Source organism: Streptomyces hawaiiensis (assembly GCF_004803895.1).
Lineage (GTDB): Bacteria > Actinomycetota > Actinomycetes > Streptomycetales > Streptomycetaceae > Streptomyces > Streptomyces hawaiiensis.
This window is the reverse complement of sequence record NZ_CP021978.1, coordinates 5,473,858-5,492,002: the sequence shown is the minus strand read 5'-3', so window position 1 is coordinate 5,492,002 and position 18,145 is coordinate 5,473,858. Positions and strand designations below refer to the sequence as shown.

The following is an 18,145-nucleotide window of genomic DNA, read 5'->3' as shown; positions in this document are numbered from 1 at the left end:
CGCCGAGCACCTGGCAGGCGACAGCAACCGGACCCCCGGTCCTCTACCGCCGCCGCAAGTCCGCCACCCGCGCCCGCTCCGCCCCGGGGCTCTGCTCCCCCAGCATCGAGGCCGAGGCAGACCTCAACTGCCCCCCAGCCCCCGGCACCTGCCGCCGAGGCCCGGGCAGTGGCACATCCCGGCGCTGCTGACGCGCCGGGACGGCATCACCCCCGGGGCCCCCCGCGCCCGACCCGGCCGAACCCCCTTGCCCCCCGGCCACGGCGATCTGCACGCCCTGGTCGGCAAGCGCCTGGAGTTCCGTGGCCGCACGGTCGTCGTGGGCGGGCGGCTCGTCCGTGACGAGGCGCGTGATGAGATCCGTCGGCACGGTCTGGAACATGGTGTCGGTGCCGAGCTTGGTGTGGTCGGCGAGCACGACCACCTCCGCCGCGGCCTGCACCAGCGCCCGGTCGACGGACGCCGACAGCATGTTGGACGTGGACAGCCCGCGCTCGGCGGTGAGCCCGCTCCCGGACAGGAACGCCCGCGACACCCGCAGCCCGTGCAGGGACTGCTCGGCCCCGCTGCCGACCAACGCGTAGTTCGAACCGCGGAGCGTACCGCCGGTCATCACGACCTCGACCCGGTTGGCATGCGCCAACGCCTGGGCGACGAGGAGGGAATTGGTGACAACCGTCAGCCCGGGCACCCGGGCGAGCCGGCGGGCCAGCTCCTGGGTCGTCGTACCCGCCCCGACCACGATCGCCTCCCCCTCTTCCACGAAGTTCGCGGCGAGGTCGGCGATGGCGGTCTTCTCGGCGGTCGCGAGATGAGACTTCTGCGGAAAGCCGGACTCCCGCGTGAAACCGCCCGGCAGTACCGCACCGCCGTGCCGGCGGTCGAGGAGTCCTTCTGCCTCCAGCGCGCGCACGTCCCGCCGTACGGTCACTTCGGAGGTCTGGACGACGCGGGCGAGCTCACGGAGCGACACGGCCCCGTTCGCTCGCACCATTTCGAGGATCAATTGGCGACGTTCTGCAGCGAACACGAAACTGACAGTAACGCCAGCGACCGTCTGCTTTCAGCAGTTTGCGCTGAATAGCAGAAGATGTTCGCACCGAGCAGCGGGAAGTGGTATAAGGCCTAGTCCCGCAGCCTATGCCGCACGAATGGTCGAACACTCCCCGTGACCAGCGAGGAGTCGGTTTCGGCCTCAGCCCTCGCCGTTCTCCTTGCGGGTGTGCAACTGCCGTGCCACCTCGGCGATCGAGCCCGACAGGGAGGGGTAGACGGTGAAGGCGTTCGCGATCTGTTCGACTGTCAGATTGTTGTCGACCGCGATCGAGATGGGGTGGATCAGTTCCGAGGCGCGCGGCGCCACGACGACACCGCCCACCACGATGCCCGTGCCCGGCCGGCAGAAGATCTTGACGAAGCCGTCGCGGATGCCCTGCATCTTGGCGCGCGGGTTGCGCAGCAGCGGCAGCTTCACCATCCGGGCGTCGATCTTCCCGCCGTCGACATCGGCCTGCGTGTAGCCGACGGTGGCGATCTCCGGGTCGGTGAAGACGTTCGACGAGACCGTCTTCAGGTTCAGCGGGGTCACGGCGTCGCCCAGGAAGTGGTACATGGCGATGCGGCCCTGCATGGCGGCGACGGAGGCGAGGGCGAACACGCCGGTCACGTCACCGGCCGCGTACACGCCCGGAGCGGTCGTACGCGAGACCTTGTCGGTCCAGATGTGGCCGGACTCGCGCAGCCGGACGCCGGCGTCCTCCAGCCCCATGCCCGCGCTGTTGGGCACGGCTCCGACGGCCATGAGGCAGTGCGAGCCGGTGATGACGCGCCCGTCGGCGAGGGTCACCTCGACCCGGTCCCCGACCCGTTTGGCGGACTGCGCCCGGGAACGTCCCATGACGTTCATGCCGCGCCGCCGGAAGACGTCCTCCAGCACGGCGGCCGCGTCCGGGTCCTCGCCCGGCAGCACCCGATCGCGCGACGACACGAGCGTCACCCGCGACCCGAGCGCCTGGTAGGCCCCGGCGAACTCGGCGCCCGTCACACCCGACCCGACCACGATGAGCTCCTCGGGGAGTTCGTCGAGGTCGTACACCTGGGTCCAGTTCAGGATCCGCTCGCCGTCCGGCAGGGCGTCGGGCAGCTCACGGGGGTGCCCGCCGGTGGCGATGAGCACGGCGTCAGCCGTAAGGGTCTCTTCGCTCCCGTCGGCGGTGCGCACCACGACCTTGCGCGACCCGTCGAGCGCCTGCATGCCCTCCAGCCGCCCGCGCCCACGCATGACCCGCGCTCCGGCACGCGTCACGGAGGCGGTGATGTCGTGCGACTGGGCGAGCGCGAGCCGCTTCACACGCCGGTTGACCTTGCCCAGGTCGACACCCACCACCCGGGCGGCCTGCTCCATGGGCGGGGTGTCGTCGGCGACGATGATCCCCAGCTCCTCGTAGGAGGAGTCGAAGGTGGTCATCACCTCAGCCGTGGCGATCAACGTCTTCGACGGCACGCAGTCGGTGAGCACCGACGCCCCGCCCAGACCGTCGCAATCGACGACGGTCACCTCCGCGCCGAGTTGAGCGGCCACCAGCGCCGCTTCGTATCCGCCGGGTCCGCCACCGATGATCACGATCCGAGTCACGTACTCCATTGTCCCGCACCGCTCAAGGTGCCACCGCCCCGGGGCCCCGCCGAACGCCTGTTGTTACGACAGTGACGCCGGGGCACCTGCCGTACCCTCTCCCCATGTCGCTCTACGCCGCGTACGCCGGCAACCTCGACGCGCGGCTGATGTCCCGCCGCGCCCCGCACTCGCCGCTGCGCGCCACCGGCTGGCTGAACGGATGGCGGCTGACCTTCGGTGGCGAGCACATGGGCTGGGAGGGCGCGCTGCCGACGATCGTGGAGGACCCGCTGTCCCAGGTCTTCGTCTCGCTGTACGACATCGCCCCGATGGACGAGGAGTCGCTCGACCGCTGGGAGGGCGTGGGCCTGGACATCTACCGTCGTACGCGCGTACGGGCCCACACCCTGGACGGCGAGGACTCCGCCTGGGCCTTCACCCTGAACGCCTACGAGGGCGGCCTGCCCTCCGCCCGCTACCTGGGCGAGATCGCCGACGCGGCCGAGTCGGCCGGCGCTCCTCACGACTACGTGATGGAGCTCCGCAAGCGCCCCTGCTGACGGCCGCCCGCGCGAGCCGCCTCGTCGGAAACGACAAGACAACGATCGCCACCCCGTGAGCTCTGCCATCTACGCGCGTAGGCTTTCACCGGCTACCCTCATCGGCGTGAACGCATCTCTTCTTCCGGACGACATCCAGGGCGACCCTCACGCGGCCGCCGACGCCGCCGCGGCCCGCCTGCGCGAACTCACGGGCGCCGAGACCCACGACGTCGCCCTCGTGATGGGCTCCGGCTGGGCCCCGGCCGTGGACGCCCTGGGCGCCCCCGAGGCCGAGTTCCAGGTCACCGAGCTCCCCGGTTTCCCGCCGCCGGCGGTGGAGGGCCACGGAGGCAAGATCCGCTCGTACCGGATCGGCGACAAGCGCGCCCTGGTCTTCCTGGGCCGTACGCACTACTACGAGGGCCGCGGGGTGGCCGCGGTCGCCCACGGCGTCCGCACCGCGGTCTCGGCCGGCTGCAAGACGATCGTCCTCACCAACGGCTGCGGCGGCCTGCGTGAGGGCATGCGCCCCGGCCAGCCGGTCCTCATCAGCGACCACATCAACCTCACCGCCACCTCCCCCATCATCGGCGCGAACTTCGTCGACCTGACCGACCTGTACTCCCCGCGCCTGCGGGCCCTGTGCAAGGAGGTCGACGCCACCCTGGAGGAGGGCGTCTACGCCCAGTTCCCCGGCCCGCACTACGAGACCCCGGCCGAGATCCGTATGGCCCGGGTCATCGGTGCGGACCTGGTGGGCATGTCGACGGTCCTCGAGGCGATCGCCGCGCGCGAGGCGGGCGCCGAGGTCCTGGGCATCTCCCTCGTCACGAACCTCGCCGCGGGCATGACGGGCGAGCCCCTGAACCACGAAGAGGTCCTCCAGGCGGGCCGCGACTCCGCCACCCGCATGGGCTCGCTCCTGGCCCAGGTCCTGGGCCGCCTGTAAGAAGGCTTCGGCAGGGCGGGCGGCTGCGGGCCCGTTGTGGCTGGTCGCGCAGTTCCCCGCGCCCCTAGGCGGCTGCAGCCGGCCGGCGCCAAGAAGCAGCCGCGGCCGCCCACGGCGAGAAGGGGACGTGTCGGGGGGTGTCCGCCCGCAGAGGTTGGCGCGTCAACGGACGGTTGGTCGGTACCCGACCCCATCGCGCCGTTCCGAGGACGGACACCCACCGGCGCGGCCCCGACCCACCGCACCCCGGTAGGCGCTACGCGCACCCCCACGGCCCCGCACAGGCCGCCGCAGGCACCCCGGCACCACCCACAACCGAGAGGCTGACACCGACCGTGCACGACGAACTCATCGCACAGGCCCAGGCGTGGCTCACCGAGGACCCCGACCCGGAAACCCGCACCGAGCTCGCCCGCCTCATCGACGCCCGGGAGCACGCCGAACTCGCCGCCCGATTCGGCGGCACCCTCCAGTTCGGCACCGCCGGCCTGCGCGGAGAACTCGGCGCGGGCCCCCTGCGCATGAACCGTTCGGTCGTCATCCGCGCCGCCGCCGGCCTCGCCGCGTACCTCAAGAAGCAGGGCCACGACAACGGCCTCGTCGTCATCGGCTACGACGCCCGCCACAAGTCCCACGACTTCGCCCAGGACACCGCCGCCGTCATAACCGGCGCCGGCCTGCGCGCGGCCGTCCTCCCCCGCCCCCTGCCGACCCCCGTGCTCGCCTTCGCGATAAGGCACCTCGGCGCGGTCGCGGGCGTGGAGGTCACGGCCAGCCACAACCCGCCCCGCGACAACGGCTACAAGGTCTACCTCGGCGACGGCTCCCAGATCGTCCCCCCGGCGGACATCGACATCGCCGCGGAGATCGCCGCCGTCCCGTCCCTCACCACCGTCCGGCGCCCCACCGAGGGCTGGGACACCCTCGACGACAGCGTCCTCGACGCCTACCTCGCGCGCACGGACGCCGTCCTGTCCGAGGACTCCCCCCGCACCGCCCGCACGGTGTACACGGCGATGCACGGCGTCGGCAAGGACGTCCTCCTGGCCGCCTTCGCCCGCGCCGGCTTCCCGGAACCCGTCCTCGTGGCGGAGCAGGCCGAGCCCGACCCGGAGTTCCCGACCGTCGCGTTCCCCAACCCGGAGGAACCCGGCGCGATGGACCTGGCCTTCGCGACGGCACGCGCCGGCGCGACCGCCCCGGACCTGATCATCGCCAACGACCCGGACGCCGACCGCTGCGCCGTCGCCGTAGCGGACGGCCCCGACTGGCGCATGCTGCGCGGCGACGAGGTCGGCGCCCTGCTCGCCGCCCACCTGGTCCGCCGCGGAGCGACCGGCACCTTCGCGGAGTCGATCGTCTCGTCGTCCCTCCTCGGCCGTATCGCCGAGAAGGCGGGCCTCCCCCACGTCGAGACCCTCACCGGCTTCAAGTGGATCGCCCGCGCCGAGGGCCTGCGCTACGGCTACGAGGAGGCCCTCGGCTACTGCGTGGACCCCGACGGCGTACGCGACAAGGACGGCATCACGGCCGCGCTGCTGATCACGGAACTGGCCTCACAGCTCAAGGAGGAGGGCCGCACCCTCCTCGACCTGCTGGACGACCTGGCGGTGGAGCACGGCCTGCACGCGACGGACCAGCTCTCGGTCCGCGTGGAGGATCTCTCCCTCATCGCCGCCGCGATGCGCCGCCTGCGCGAACAGCCCCCGACGCAGCTGGCCGGCCTGCCGATCACCCGTACCGACGACCTCACCAAGGGCACGGCCGAACTCCCGCCCACGGACGGCCTGCGCTACACCCTCGACGGCGCCCGGGTGATCGTCCGCCCGAGCGGCACCGAGCCGAAGCTGAAGTGCTACCTGGAGGTCGTGATCCCGGTGGGGTCCCACCAGGGCCTCCCCACGGCCCGCGCGAAGGCGACGGCGCTGCTGGAGTCGATCAAGCGCGACCTGTCGACGGCGGCGGGCATCTGAGGCCGAGGCCCCGCACCACCGCCCCCTGCCGACGGCTCATGAACTCTTCCGGGCGGCCTCCCGCCGCTGCCGCTTGCCGAGAGGCGCCTGGGAGAGGTCCTCGGCGGTGGACCTGAGGTTCTTGTAGCCGTACCCGCGCTGCTCCAGCCACGCTCGCGCCGACTCCTCGGCCCGTTCGGTGGCCTCCAGGATGTCCTCCTCGGCCTCCCCGGAGTCCAGGAAGCGGAAGGTGAAGGCGGGCCGCACGGCCACGTCGTACGTGAGGCTCCCCTCGGGTGTGAAGGCCGCGCGCAGCACGTCGTGCTCCGCGGCCCGCTCCAGCAGCTCGGCCCGCTGCCCGGCGCTCAGCCCGTCGAAGACGCCTCGGACGGTGACACGAAAGGTACGGGTGCTCATGCCCCGAATTTAGGCTCGGGGAGCGCACCGGTTCCACCGCTTTTCGCAGCGGGCCCGCTGGTCCGGCCGTCAGCCCACTGCCAGCAGGATCAGCACCAGTACCGCCCCCGCGGCCGCCGGCGCCAGCACCTCGTAGGCCCACCGCACGGTCACTTCGCCCCGGGCCGACTCCGCCTGGTGCCGCGCCTCGTGCAGCCCGCGCAGCTCGTCCATGATCCGGTCGGTCTCCGCCCGCACGGGCCCGTCCGACACGGGCTCGTGGCTCAGGCCGTGCCGCAGCCCCGCGGTCATCCCGAGTGCGCTGCCGCGGCTCTCTTCCCGCCCCGTTTCCCGCTGTGCCTGCGCCGTCGCCCGCATCTCGCGCCGGGCGGCCTTCTTGCGGGCGCGCAGCGAGACCGGCACGGCCCACAGCTGGTACTTCGCGCCGGACTCGGTGAGGACCTCGTTCGAGTAGGAGGAGCGCAGCGAGGCGACCCGCCCCCAGGGCAGGACGACGACGCGGAAGGGGTTGCGGATCCGCAGGCGGTCGTCGCCGGCGTACACGGCCGGCCTGAGGGTGAAGGCGACGATCAGCGGGACGACGAGGAGCAGCACGGCGAGCGCCAGCCACGGCGTGCGCCCCTCCCCGGAGATCACCGCGTCGATGCCGAGCCACCCGGCGACGGCCAGCAGCAGCACACCACCGGCGATGGCCGGAACCGACCGGTACACCCGGTCCTTGGACTCGGGCTCCGGAGGCTGCGGCGCCGGCGACTGGGATTCGGGGCTCGTCATGTCTCGATTCTGCCGGACCCGTCCGCACGTCCCACATCCGCCCAAGGGCAGTCGTTCGGATCGGCCTGAAGACAACCGGAGGGCTGTACAGCCGCTACGCGCGTAGATATGCTCGTCTGGTGACCATGCCCAGTTCTGCACTCACCGCAGCTCACCCCCTCAAGGACGTCGCCGCGTCCGACAGCGCGCTGCGCCGCTTCCTTCACGGGCTCCCCGGCGTCGACGCGGTCGGGCTGGAGGGCCGTGCGGCCTCCCTCGGCACCCGTTCGATCAAGACGACCGCCAAGGCGTACGCCATCGACCTCGCCATCTCGATGGTCGACCTGACGACGCTGGAAGGCGCGGACACCCCGGGCAAGGTCCGGGCGCTCGGCGCGAAGGCGGCCAAGCCCGACCCGACGGACCGTACGACGCCCGCCACCGCGGCGGTCTGCGTCTACCCCGACATGGTGGCCGTGGCCAAGGAGGCCGTCGCCGGTTCCGGCGTGAAGGTCGCCTCGGTGGCCACGGCGTTCCCGGCCGGCCGCGCCGCGCTCGACGTCAAGCTGGCCGACGTGCGCGACGCCGTCGCCGCCGGTGCCGACGAGATCGACATGGTCATCGACCGCGGAGCGTTCCTTTCGGGTCGGTACGTGAAGGTGTACGACGAGATCACCGCCGTGAAGGAGGCCTGCGGGACCTCCGCGCGCCTGAAGGTCATCTTCGAGACGGGCGAGCTGTCGACGTACGACAACATCCGGCGCGCGAGCTGGCTCGGGATGCTGGCGGGCGCGGACTTCATCAAGACCTCCACCGGAAAGGTCGCGGTCAACGCGACCCCGGCGAACACGCTGCTCATGCTGGAGGCGGTGCGTGACTTCCGGGCGCAGACCGGCATCCAGGTCGGTGTGAAGCCGGCCGGCGGCATCCGCACCTCCAAGGACGCCATCAAGTTCCTCGTGCTGGTCAACGAGACGGCGGGCGAGGACTGGCTGGACAACCACTGGTTCCGCTTCGGCGCCTCCTCGCTGCTGAACGACCTGCTGATGCAGCGCCAGAAGCTGGCCACCGGCCGCTACTCCGGTCCCGACTACGTGACGGTGGACTGATCACCATGGCACCCGTATTCGCATACGCCCCGGCCCCCGAGTCGCGCGCGATCGTCGACATCGCGCCCTCCTACGGCCTGTTCATCGACGGCGAGTTCACGGAGGCGGCCGAGGGCCGGGTCTTCAAGACCGTCTCGCCCGCGACCGAGGAGGTCCTCTCCGAGATCGCCCAGGCCGGTTCCGAGGACGTCGACCGTGCGGTGAAGGCCGCGCGCCGGGCGTTCGAGAAGTGGTCGGCGCTGCCGGGCGCGGAGCGCGCCAAGTACCTGTTCCGCATCGCGCGGATCATCCAGGAGCGCAGCCGGGAGCTGGCCGTCCTGGAGACCCTGGACAACGGCAAGCCGATCAAGGAGACGCGCGACGCGGACCTGCCCCTGGTCGCCGCGCACTTCTTCTACTACGCGGGCTGGGCCGACAAGCTCGACCACGCCGGCTTCGGCGCGAACCCGATGCCGCTGGGTGTCGCGGGCCAGGTCATCCCCTGGAACTTCCCCCTCCTCATGCTGGCGTGGAAGATCGCCCCGGCGCTCGCGACCGGCAACACGGTCGTCCTGAAGCCGGCGGAGACCACGCCCCTGTCGGCGCTGTTCTTCGCGGACATCTGCCGCCAGGCGGGCCTGCCCAGGGGCGTCGTCAACATCCTCCCCGGCTACGGCGACGCGGGTGCCGCGCTGATCGCGCACCCGGACGTGAACAAGGTCGCCTTCACCGGCTCCACGGCCGTCGGCAAGGAGATCGCGCGCACGGTCGCCGGGACGCGCAAGAAGGTCACCCTGGAGCTGGGCGGCAAGGGCGCGAACATCGTGTTCGACGACGCCCCCATCGACCAGGCCGTCGAGGGCATCGTCAACGGCATCTTCTTCAACCAGGGCCAGGTCTGCTGCGCCGGCAGCCGCCTGCTGGTGCAGGAGTCGATCCAGGAGGAGCTCCTGGAGTCCCTGAAGCGCCGTCTGTCCACGCTGCGCCTCGGCGATCCGCTGGACAAGAACACGGACATCGGCGCGATCAACTCCGAGGAGCAGCTCACCCGCATCACCTCGCTCGTCGAGCAGGGCGAGGCGGAGGGCGCCGAGCGCTGGTCCCCGGCATGCGAACTGCCGGAGAGCGGCTACTGGTTCGCCCCGACGCTGTTCACGAACGTCACCCAGGCGCACCGGATCGCCCGGGACGAGATCTTCGGCCCGGTCCTGTCGGTGCTGACGTTCCGCACGCCGGACGAGGCGGTCGCCAAGGCCAACAACACGCCGTACGGCCTCTCCGCCGGCATCTGGACGGAGAAGGGCTCCCGCATCCTCGCGGTCGCGAACAAGCTCCGCGCGGGTGTCGTCTGGTCCAACACGTTCAACAAGTTCGACCCGACGTCGCCGTTCGGCGGCTACAAGGAGTCGGGCTTCGGCCGCGAGGGCGGCCGCCACGGCCTGGAGGCGTACCTCGATGTCTGATCGGCTCAACGTCCTGAAGACCTACAAGCTGTACGTCGGCGGGAAGTTCCCGCGTTCCGAGAGCGGCCGGGTGTACGAGGTGACGGACTCGAAGGGCAAGTGGCTGGCGAACGCGCCCCTGTCCTCCCGCAAGGACGCCCGGGACGCGGTCGTCGCGGCCCGCAAGGCGTTCGGCGGCTGGTCCGGGGCGACGGCGTACAACCGCGGCCAGGTCCTCTACCGCGTCGCCGAGATGCTGGAGGGCCGCCGCGACCAGTTCACCCGTGAGGTGGCCGAGGCCGAAGCGCTGTCGAAGTCCAAGTCCGCGGCGGTCGTGGACGCCACGATCGACCGCTGGGTCTGGTACGCGGGCTGGACCGACAAGATCGCCCAGGTGGTCGGCGGCGGCAACCCGGTCGCGGGCCCGTTCTTCAACCTGTCCTCCCCCGAGCCGACGGGCGTGGTCGCGGTCCTGGCCCCCCAGGAGTCGTCCTTCCTGGGCCTGGTGTCGGTGCTCGCCCCGGTGATCGCGACGGGCAACACGGCGGTCGTGGTGGCGAGCGAGAACGCCCCGCTGCCCGCCCTGTCCCTGGCCGAGGTGCTGGCCACCTCGGACGTCCCCGGCGGCGTGGTCAACGTCCTCTCGGGCCGCACGGCGGAGATCGCGACCCCGCTCGCCTCCCACCAGGACGTCAACGCGATCGACCTCGCGGGCGCCGACGAGGTCCTGGCGAAGGAATTGGAGATCGCGGCGGCGGACAACCTCAAGCGCGTTCTTCGTCCACAGCCTGTGGATTACGCCGAGACTCCCGGCATCGACCGTCTGACGGCGTTCCTGGAGACGAAGACGGTCTGGCACCCCACGGGGTCACTGGGCGCGTCGGGTTCCTCGTACTAGCCCCGCACCCCCTCGGTACGGAAGCCCCGGTCCTCCCCCGTCCAGGAGACCCGGGGCTTCTCCGCGCCAGCCTCAGATGCCGAGCCGCTGTCCGATGCCGTCGAGCCGGCTCACGGTCACCGTGACGGACCGGCTCGGTGTCGTCGCGATTGCGGGAGGTCCCACTCCGGGCGCGGTGACTTACCGCGAGAGCGGCTCGGTCACGCTCTCCACCACCGGGATGCCCCCGATCGACGGTGCCTGGGCCACCGGCCCCGTCACCTCCCGGGACGTCACCGGCTTGAAGTCGGCGACCTCGGTGCCGACGCTGTTGTCGAGCGGGTCGACTCCCGTGCCGGCGAGGGGGTTGGGCTTGAGGCCCGTGGCCGTGCCGGTGGCGTAGGCGAGGGTGTCGCTCGCGGCCTGCAGGCCCGCCCGGGGGTCGGTCTTCCCCATGGAGGTGTGGACCATGTCCAGGACCGAACCGGTGCCCGCCGCGGCCGTGGCCGCACCCGCTCCCAGCGCCATGCCCGCGGTCGCGAGGACGGCCAGGGCACGCTGGGCGGTCGGCTTCTTGGATGAGTCGTGTCGGGTCATCACTGCCACCTCTTGACGCTGTGAGTAATCAGAACGACACGAAGGGTAGTTGAGATGTGACGCGCGCATCAAAGGCGACCCGCGGGGTCGTACGGCCCCCGATGGATGCCTCACACTGGTGTCCCGTGAGTTCCCCTCTGCCCATACCGACGCGAGTCGTGCTGCTCTGCGGCCCTTCCGGCTCCGGCAAGTCCCTCCTCGCGGCCCGCTCCGGCCTCCCGGTGCTGCGACTCGACGACTTCTACAAGGAGGGCGACGACCCGACTCTGCCCCTGGTGGCGGAGAGCTCCGACATCGACTGGGACCATCCGGACTCCTGGGACGCGGACACGGCCGTCGCCGCGATCGTCCGGCTGTGCCGCACGGGCCGCACAGAGGTACCCGTCTACGACCTCTCGCTCAGCGCCCGCACCGGCGGCGAGACGGTCGACATCGGACGGACCCCGCTGTTCATCGCGGAGGGCATCTTCGCCGCGGAGATCGTCACGCGCTGCCGCGAACTCGGCGTCCTCGCCGACGCGCTGTGCCTGAGCCGCGGCCCGGTGAAGACCTTCCGCCGCCGCTTCCTGCGGGACCTGAAGGAGGGCCGCAAGTCGGTGCCGTTCCTGCTGCGCCGCGGCTGGCGCCTGATGCGGCAGGAGCGCACGATCGTGGCCCGCCAGACGGCACTGGGCGCGTACGCCTGCGACCGCGACGAGGCGATGGGCCGGCTCGCGGCCGCGGCGGCCGGCCGGTGCGCGAGCCTCCGTACGGCGGCCTAGCTGTATTGAGCACGAGCGTTGTTGACACCTGGTGCTCGAGTTGATCAAAGGCGAAGACCTCCGGTGTGGTGGAGCTGTCTAGGACTGCACCGCACAGGAGGTCTTCGTGTCCCACCGTAATGCCCGGCTGACCGTTCATGGCAGGCGGCTGCTGGTCGAGCGGGTCCATTCCGGGCGGCCGGTGGCGCATGTCGCCGCCGAGCTCGGTGTTTCACGGGCTACTGCCCACAAGTGGGTGCGCAGGTGGCGGGCCGAAGGCTCGGCAGGTCTGGCAGACCGTTCCAGCCGACCGCTCACGACCCCGCAACGCACCCCCGCCGCCACCGAGCGGGAAGTCTGCGAGCTGCGGCGGGCCCGCAAGCTCGGGCCGGCCCGGATCGGCCCGGTCCTGGGCCTGCCCGCCTCGACCGTGCATCGCATCCTGACCCGCCATGGCCTCAACCGGCTGGCCTGGCTCGACCGGCCCACCGGCACCGTGATCCGCCGCTACGAACGCGACCGCCCGGGCGAGCTGATCCACGTCGACGTGAAGAAACTCGGCCGGATACCCGACGGCGGTGGCCACAAAGTCCGCGGCCGCGACGCCGGCCGCCCCATCCGCGGGATGGGCTTCGACTACGTCCATTCCGCCGTCGACGACCACTCCCGCCTCGCCTACAGCGAGATCCAGGCGGACGAGAAGGTCGCGACCTGCGCGGGCTTCCTCACCCGCGCGGCCGCGTTCTTCCACGCGCACGGCATCACCGCAGTCGAGCGGGTCCTCACCGACAACGCCTGGGCCTACCGCAAGGGACTGGCCTGGAAGCAGGCCCTCGCTGAGATCGGCGCCACAGGAAAGCTGACCCGCGCCTACCGACCCCAGACGAACGGCAAGGTCGAACGCTTCAACCGCACCTTGCTCGACGAGTGGGCCTACCTACAGCCCTACACCAGCAACGACGAGCGGACCGCAGCCCTCGACACCTTCCTGCACACCTACAACTACCATCGCTGCCACACCGCACTCGGAGGCCAACCCCCGATCAGCCGCGTCAACAACCCTGTGGGTCAATACACCTAGCCGGTCAGGGCACAAAGAAAAGCGGGACTGGACGGACCCCCCGGCCCTCCAGCCCCGCTCCTGTACTCCCCCGTTGTTCTCCCCCGAGTCCCCACCCTCCTGTGGAGACGCCCCCCAGCGTCTCCCCAGTTCCCCCGTGGGCCCCCTTGTGGTGCTCCCCCCCCGGGCCTTCAGGCGACGAGCTCGCCGAAGGCGTCCTCCTCGTCACGGCCGAAGCTGAGGACCTCGTCCTCGCGCAGCCGGCGGAGCGACCGCCAGATGCTGGACTTCACCGTGCCGACACTGATGTCGAGGATCTCCGCGATCTCCGGGTCCGTGCGGCCCTCGTAGTAGCGCAGGACCAGCATGGTGCGCTGGAGTTCGGGCAGCCGGGCCAGGGCCTGCCACAGGACCGCGCGCAGCTCGGTGCCGCGCATCGCGTCCGTGTCGCCGGCCGTCTCCGGCAGTTCCTCGGTCGGGTACTCGTTGAGCTTGCGGCGCCGCCAGGCGCTGATGTGCAGGTTGGTCATGGTGCGGCGGAGGTATCCGCCGACCGCCGCCTTGTCACTGATCCGCTCCCACGCCCGGTAGGTCGAGAACAACGCGCTCTGCAGCAGGTCCTCGGCCTCGAAGCGGTCACCGGTCAGGTGGTAGGCGGTTGCGTACAGGGAGGCGCGGCGCTCCTGGACGTAGGCGGTGAACTCCGCCTCCGTCAGCGAACGGCGCTCCCCCGAGCCCTCCCCGTACGCTGCTCCCCCGGCGGTGCCCGCGGCGGCTGCGGCCGCGGACCCCTTGTTGATCTCCCCCGTGGGTGCGTCAACCACCGTCATGTAGGCGGTGTGCTGACGCCCGGTGCCGCGAGCGCACCCCCGCCCGCTCACGGCACCGGACTTCTCGGAACCCCGGTGCACGTCGTGCAGACGCGTGACAACTGCGCTGGTGCTGATGCCGTGCAGCGTGTTCATCTCGCGCCCCCCGTCGTGGACTTCCGGTGTGCGGCCCGCCGATGGGGCGGGCTTCCTTGCCTGTGCCGAGAAGCTTGCCGCCGCACTTTCATGGCCGTGTCCGCCGACTGTCACAGACCTGTCACAGGGGTCGGCCACAGGTCGATCACAGGTCGTACACACGCGTCGGCGGTACCGGCCGCACCGAGTGGGCCCCACCGGTCGAACCCCGAGCCCTCCATGGGCCAGAATGAGCGCGTGCCTTCCCTGTTGCTGATCGAGGACGACGACGCCATCCGGACGGCCCTGGAGCTCTCACTGACGCGCCAGGGTCACCGCGTGGCGACCGCTGCCACCGGTGAGGACGGTCTGAAGCTCTTGCGCGAGCAGCGGCCGGATCTGATCGTGCTGGACGTGATGCTGCCCGGCATCGACGGGTTCGAGGTGTGCCGGCGCATCCGGCGCACGGACCAGTTGCCGATCATCCTGCTGACCGCGCGCAGCGACGACATCGACGTGGTGGTCGGGCTGGAGTCCGGCGCCGACGACTATGTCGTCAAACCGGTGCAGGGGCGGGTGCTCGACGCCCGGATCCGGGCCGTGCTGCGGCGCGGCGAGCGGGAGTCGAACGACGCGGCGAGCTTCGGCAGCCTCGTCATCGACCGCTCGGCGATGACCGTGACGAAGAACGGTGAGGACCTCCAGCTCACGCCGACCGAGCTGCGGCTGCTGCTGGAGCTGAGCCGGCGGCCGGGCCAGGCGCTGTCCCGGCAGCAACTGCTGCGGCTGGTGTGGGAGCACGACTACCTGGGCGACTCGCGGCTCGTGGACGCGTGTGTCCAGCGGCTGCGCGCCAAGGTCGAGGACGTGCCGTCGTCCCCGACGCTGATCCGTACCGTGCGGGGTGTCGGTTACCGGCTGGACGCGCCTCAGTGACCCAGGCGCACCAAGGGGGGGCCCGCGGCTGGACCGGGGCGCGCAAGGGAGTTCTGTCGCGGCTGCGCTTCACCAGCCTGCGGCTGCGACTGGTCGTCGTCTTCGGCCTGGTGGCCCTGACGGCCGCCGTGTCCGCGTCCGCGATCGCGTACTGGCTCAACCGCGAGGCCGTGCTCACCCGTACCCAGGACGCCGTGCTGCGCGACTTCGAGCAGGAGATGCAGAACCGGGCGGGCGCTCTGCCCGCACGTCCCACGCAGGACGAGCTGCAGCACACAGCGGGCCAGATGGCGGGCAGCGACCAGCGCTTCAGCGTGCTGCTGGTCGGCCGCGACACCGAGGGCAGGACCGTCTACGGCAGCTCCGGCGGGCTGAACGGCTTCTCGCTGCGCGACGTGCCGGTCTCGCTGCGCACGGCGGTCAACAAGACGCAGAAGCCGGACGGGGCCGACAAGCACCCGCACCACCTGTACTGGCAGCGGATAGTCGACCACGACACGCCGTATCTGGTGGCCGGTACGCGCGTGATCGGCGGCGGCCCGACCGGTTACATGCTCAAGTCGCTGGAGCCGGAGGCCAAGGACCTCAACTCGCTGGCCTGGTCGCTGGGCATCGCCACGGGGCTCGCGCTGATCGGCTCGGCGCTGCTCGCGCAGGCCGCGGCGACGACCGTGCTGAAGCCGGTGCAGCGGCTCGGGGCGGCCGCGCGGCGGCTCGGCGAGGGCAAGCTCGACACCCGGCTGCGGGTGTCCGGGACCGATGAACTCGCCGATCTGTCACGGACGTTCAACAACGCGGCCGAGGCGCTGGAGAAGCGGGTCGCCGACATGGCCGCCCGCGACGAGGCGTCCCGGCGGTTCGTGGCGGACATGAGCCATGAGCTGCGTACGCCGCTCACCGCGATCACCGCCGTGACGGAGGTGCTCGAGGAGGAGCTGGAGGCGGAGACCGGCAGCATGGACCCGATGATCGAGCCCGCCGTGCGGCTGGTGGTCAGCGAGACGCGGCGGCTGAACGACCTGGTCGAGAACCTGATGGAGGTCACCCGCTTCGACGCGGGCACCGCCCGGCTCGTCCTGGACGACGTCGACCTCGCCGACCAGATCACCGCCTGCATCGACGCCCGCGCCTGGCTGGACGCGGTCGAGCTGGACGCCGAGCGCGGCCTGCACGCCCGCCTGGATCCGCGTCGCCTGGACGTCATCCTGGCCAACCTCATCGGCAACGCGCTCAAGCACGGCGGCTCCCCGGTGCGGGTGTCCGTGCGGGAGGCGGACGACTCGATCGTCATCGCGGTGCGGGACCACGGGCCCGGCATTCCGGAGGACGTCCTGCCGCACGTCTTCGACCGCTTCTACAAGGCCAGCGCCTCCCGGCCGCGTTCCGAGGGCAGCGGTCTGGGGCTGTCCATCGCGCTGGAGAACGCCCACATCCACGGCGGTGAGATCACCGCGGCCAACTCGCCCGACTCGGGCGCGGTGTTCACGCTGCGGCTCCCGCGCGGCTCCTCCCCCGCGGAGGAGGAGCCCGCCGAGGACGACCTGGAGCCCGGGGGCGACACCGACCGGCCCCAGGGCGAGGACTCGAAGGGGGACGCATGAGGACCGCACGTCTCGCGGCCGTGTCTCGTCTGCTGGCCGTTGCGGCGTTCGCCGTCCTGCTGGCCGGCTGCGGCATCCGGGCCACGGAGGTGCCGACGAACTTCGGGCCCGCGCCCTCGCGGGTGCAGTGCTCGCTCAGCGAGCCGGACGTCTCCACGCAGGCCGCCCGGGGGCTGCCGGTGCAGGTGTTCCTGCTGTGCGGGTCCTCGCTGGTGACCGTCGACCGGACGGTGCGGGTCCCGGACGGCGCGGCCGACTCCGAGCGGCGCATGCTCGTCGCGCAGGGCCTGCTGGACCAGCTCGCCACACCGCCGTCGACCGCCGAGAAGGAAGCCGGCTACAGCACGGACGTCCGCGGCGGCATCATCGTCGGCGGGCCGCGTCCCGGCGACCCGGAGGACACGCTGCGGCTGAGCACGGCACCGGCCGGTCTCACCTCCTACGCCCTCGCACAGGTCGTCTGCACCTTCTCCGACTCGGCGGCGGCCGAGGGCGACGGCTCGGTGGTCCTGGGCGGGCCCGGCGCCGAGGCCCCGCGCCGCTACGAGTGCACCGACGAGGTGCGGGCGCGGCCCGGCAGCACGGAACCGCCGTCGAAGGACGTGGCCGGGGAGTGACCCGCCCGGGCTGTGGCGCATGCCTCACATGCCTACCCGGCCCCGTCCCGGAACCGATCCGGCCGGAGGGGGCGTCTAGGGGGGCGTGCAGCGTCAAGGCTCCATCGGCGGCAGCGCCGCGTTCCGCATCCGTGTGACAGGAGGTGTCCTCCTCGTCGTACACCTCGCGTTCGTCGCCTGGTTCACGCTGCGGCCGCTGGACGTGCCCTGGGTGATGCCCGCCAATCTGCGGCCGTTCGCCGGCATCCGGGCCGATCTCGCCCTGGGCTGGCTCGAAGCGGCCCGCCGGATCGGCGAGAAGCTGGCGCTGCTCGCCCCGCTGGGTGTACTGCTGCCGATGGTGAGCGGCAGGCTGGTCGTCTCGCCGCTGGCCTCCCTGCTGCGCACCGTCGCGGCCGGTGCCCTGCTGTCGTGGTGCATCGAACTGCTGCAGACCGGCGTGCCCGGTCAGGTCGTCGACGTCGACTCGCTGTTCCTGAACACCGCGGGCGTGGCCCTCGCGCATCTCGCGCTGGTCCCGGCGGGCCGCTCCTGGTTGCGTCGGCGCACCATCACCCACCTGCTCCGTACGCCCCTCCCCCCGGAGGAGTCGGCTCAGGGTCGGACCCCGACGATTCCCAGGGTCGGGATCGCCCCGTGGAGCGACGCTTTGCCCCCTTCGTCTCCGTAGCGTGGAGTGCAGATGGGGTACTCGGACGAGAGGCCTCACACACCCTCACGAAGGAGTCGCACATGTCCCGCCCCGTCCGCCCCACCCACGGCCGCATGATCGGCGGAGTGTGCGCCGCGCTCGCACGACGCTTCGGCACCTCCGCGACGACGATGCGGGTGATCTTCCTGATCTCGTGCCTGCTGCCCGGCCCGCAGTTCCTGCTCTACATCGCGCTGTGGATCCTGCTGCCCTCCGAGGACAAGACGCACGGCAAGGCCCAGACGGCCTGGTAACGCCCGTGCGTGAGAACGCCGATGGGGCGCACCCCGTGCAGGTGCGCCCCATCGGCGTGTGTGTCCGC

The 18,145-nt window shown here is 71.5% G+C and carries 19 protein-coding genes; 13 read left to right on the top strand and 6 right to left on the bottom strand.

Annotated elements, in window-relative coordinates; genetic code table 11:
* Nucleotides 1-43 precede the first annotated feature (43 nt).
* Both CEB94_RS25475 and CEB94_RS25470 read right to left on the bottom strand, forming a co-directional pair.
* The gene (locus CEB94_RS25475) at nucleotides 44-1,030 is read right to left on the bottom strand and encodes a DeoR/GlpR family DNA-binding transcription regulator (RefSeq protein WP_175434410.1); all 987 of its coding nucleotides are present in this window, start codon (nucleotides 1,028-1,030) and stop codon (nucleotides 44-46) included.
* 165 nt (nucleotides 1,031-1,195) lie between these two features.
* Nucleotides 1,196-2,644 (bottom strand): NAD(P)H-quinone dehydrogenase, encoded by a 1,449-nt coding sequence (locus CEB94_RS25470; RefSeq protein WP_175434409.1) that lies wholly within the window; start codon nucleotides 2,642-2,644, stop codon nucleotides 1,196-1,198.
* 95 nt (nucleotides 2,645-2,739) lie between these two features.
* Between CEB94_RS25470 and CEB94_RS25465 the strand changes: the two genes are divergently transcribed.
* The 3 genes from CEB94_RS25465 to CEB94_RS25455 all read left to right on the top strand — a co-directional run bounded on the left by CEB94_RS25465 (nucleotide 2,740) and on the right by CEB94_RS25455 (nucleotide 6,081).
* Nucleotides 2,740-3,177 (top strand): gamma-glutamylcyclotransferase family protein, encoded by a 438-nt coding sequence (locus CEB94_RS25465; RefSeq protein ID WP_175434408.1) that lies wholly within the window; start codon nucleotides 2,740-2,742, stop codon nucleotides 3,175-3,177.
* 106 nt (nucleotides 3,178-3,283) lie between these two features.
* Complete coding sequence (locus CEB94_RS25460; RefSeq protein ID WP_175434407.1) at nucleotides 3,284-4,108, top strand: purine-nucleoside phosphorylase; 825 nt, start codon at nucleotides 3,284-3,286, stop codon at nucleotides 4,106-4,108.
* 335 nt (nucleotides 4,109-4,443) lie between these two features.
* Nucleotides 4,444-6,081, top strand: a complete 1,638-nt coding sequence (locus CEB94_RS25455; RefSeq protein WP_175434406.1) for a phospho-sugar mutase — start codon at nucleotides 4,444-4,446, stop codon at nucleotides 6,079-6,081.
* A gap of 36 nt (nucleotides 6,082-6,117) precedes the next feature.
* Here the strand turns inward: CEB94_RS25455 and CEB94_RS25450 are convergent, their stop codons facing one another.
* Together CEB94_RS25450 and CEB94_RS25445 are read right to left on the bottom strand one after the other, a co-directional pair.
* Nucleotides 6,118-6,477 (bottom strand): DUF6204 family protein, encoded by a 360-nt coding sequence (locus tag CEB94_RS25450; RefSeq protein ID WP_175434405.1) that lies wholly within the window; start codon nucleotides 6,475-6,477, stop codon nucleotides 6,118-6,120.
* Between the two features lie 69 nt (nucleotides 6,478-6,546).
* On the bottom strand, nucleotides 6,547-7,251 hold the full coding sequence (locus tag CEB94_RS25445; RefSeq protein WP_175434404.1) for a PH domain-containing protein: 705 nt from the start codon (nucleotides 7,249-7,251) through the stop codon (nucleotides 6,547-6,549).
* Between the two features lie 125 nt (nucleotides 7,252-7,376).
* Between CEB94_RS25445 and deoC the strand changes: the two genes are divergently transcribed.
* The 3 genes from deoC to CEB94_RS25430 are packed head-to-tail and all read left to right on the top strand — an operon-like array spanning nucleotide 7,377 to nucleotide 10,658.
* On the top strand, nucleotides 7,377-8,339 hold the full coding sequence (gene deoC / locus CEB94_RS25440) for a deoxyribose-phosphate aldolase (RefSeq protein ID WP_175434403.1): 963 nt from the start codon (nucleotides 7,377-7,379) through the stop codon (nucleotides 8,337-8,339).
* A 5-nt stretch (nucleotides 8,340-8,344) separates the two neighbouring features.
* On the top strand, nucleotides 8,345-9,781 hold the full coding sequence (locus tag CEB94_RS25435; protein ID WP_175434402.1) for an aldehyde dehydrogenase family protein: 1,437 nt from the start codon (nucleotides 8,345-8,347) through the stop codon (nucleotides 9,779-9,781).
* Nucleotides 9,774-10,658 carry an aldehyde dehydrogenase family protein gene (locus tag CEB94_RS25430; RefSeq protein WP_175434401.1) on the top strand — a complete coding sequence of 295 codons (885 nt, stop codon included), beginning with the start codon at nucleotides 9,774-9,776 and terminating at the stop codon, nucleotides 10,656-10,658. Before CEB94_RS25435 ends, CEB94_RS25430 begins: the two co-directional genes overlap by 8 nt.
* A 180-nt stretch (nucleotides 10,659-10,838) precedes the next feature.
* On the opposite strand, the gene CEB94_RS25425 is transcribed toward CEB94_RS25430, so the two are convergent.
* Complete coding sequence (locus CEB94_RS25425) at nucleotides 10,839-11,234, bottom strand: hypothetical protein (RefSeq protein ID WP_175434400.1); 396 nt, start codon at nucleotides 11,232-11,234, stop codon at nucleotides 10,839-10,841.
* Nucleotides 11,235-11,290: 56 nt separating this feature from the next.
* On the opposite strand from CEB94_RS25425, the gene CEB94_RS25420 reads away from it, so the two are divergent.
* A complete protein-coding gene (locus CEB94_RS25420; protein ID WP_381103054.1) occupies nucleotides 11,291-11,995 on the top strand; it encodes a uridine kinase family protein in 705 nt (234 codons plus the stop codon).
* 106 nt (nucleotides 11,996-12,101) lie between these two features.
* Nucleotides 12,102-13,055 (top strand): IS481 family transposase, encoded by a 954-nt coding sequence (locus CEB94_RS25415; RefSeq protein WP_175434398.1) that lies wholly within the window; start codon nucleotides 12,102-12,104, stop codon nucleotides 13,053-13,055.
* Between the two features lie 170 nt (nucleotides 13,056-13,225).
* On the opposite strand, the gene CEB94_RS25410 is transcribed toward CEB94_RS25415, so the two are convergent.
* Nucleotides 13,226-13,999, bottom strand: coding sequence for a SigE family RNA polymerase sigma factor (locus CEB94_RS25410; protein WP_175434397.1), 774 nt, complete (start codon nucleotides 13,997-13,999; stop codon nucleotides 13,226-13,228).
* Nucleotides 14,000-14,236: 237 nt separating this feature from the next.
* Between CEB94_RS25410 and afsQ1 the strand changes: the two genes are divergently transcribed.
* The 5 genes from afsQ1 to CEB94_RS25385 all read left to right on the top strand — a co-directional run bounded on the left by afsQ1 (nucleotide 14,237) and on the right by CEB94_RS25385 (nucleotide 18,077).
* Nucleotides 14,237-14,914: a two-component system response regulator AfsQ1 gene (afsQ1, locus tag CEB94_RS25405; protein ID WP_175434396.1), complete on the top strand. Its 678-nt coding sequence runs from the start codon at nucleotides 14,237-14,239 to the stop codon at nucleotides 14,912-14,914.
* Nucleotides 14,911-16,515, top strand: coding sequence for a sensor histidine kinase (locus tag CEB94_RS25400; protein ID WP_175434395.1), 1,605 nt, complete (start codon nucleotides 14,911-14,913; stop codon nucleotides 16,513-16,515). Before afsQ1 ends, CEB94_RS25400 begins: the two co-directional genes overlap by 4 nt.
* The gene (locus CEB94_RS25395; protein WP_175434394.1) at nucleotides 16,512-17,132 is read left to right on the top strand and encodes a hypothetical protein; all 621 of its coding nucleotides are present in this window, start codon (nucleotides 16,512-16,514) and stop codon (nucleotides 17,130-17,132) included. The genes CEB94_RS25400 and CEB94_RS25395 overlap by 4 nt, the downstream gene beginning before the upstream one ends.
* Before the next feature lie 85 nt (nucleotides 17,133-17,217).
* Entirely contained in the window at nucleotides 17,218-17,802 is a 585-nt protein-coding gene (locus tag CEB94_RS25390; RefSeq protein WP_175434393.1) for a VanZ family protein, read from the top strand.
* Between the two features lie 62 nt (nucleotides 17,803-17,864).
* Nucleotides 17,865-18,077: a PspC domain-containing protein gene (locus tag CEB94_RS25385; protein ID WP_175434392.1), complete on the top strand. Its 213-nt coding sequence runs from the start codon at nucleotides 17,865-17,867 to the stop codon at nucleotides 18,075-18,077.
* Nucleotides 18,078-18,145: the final 68 nt, after the last annotated feature.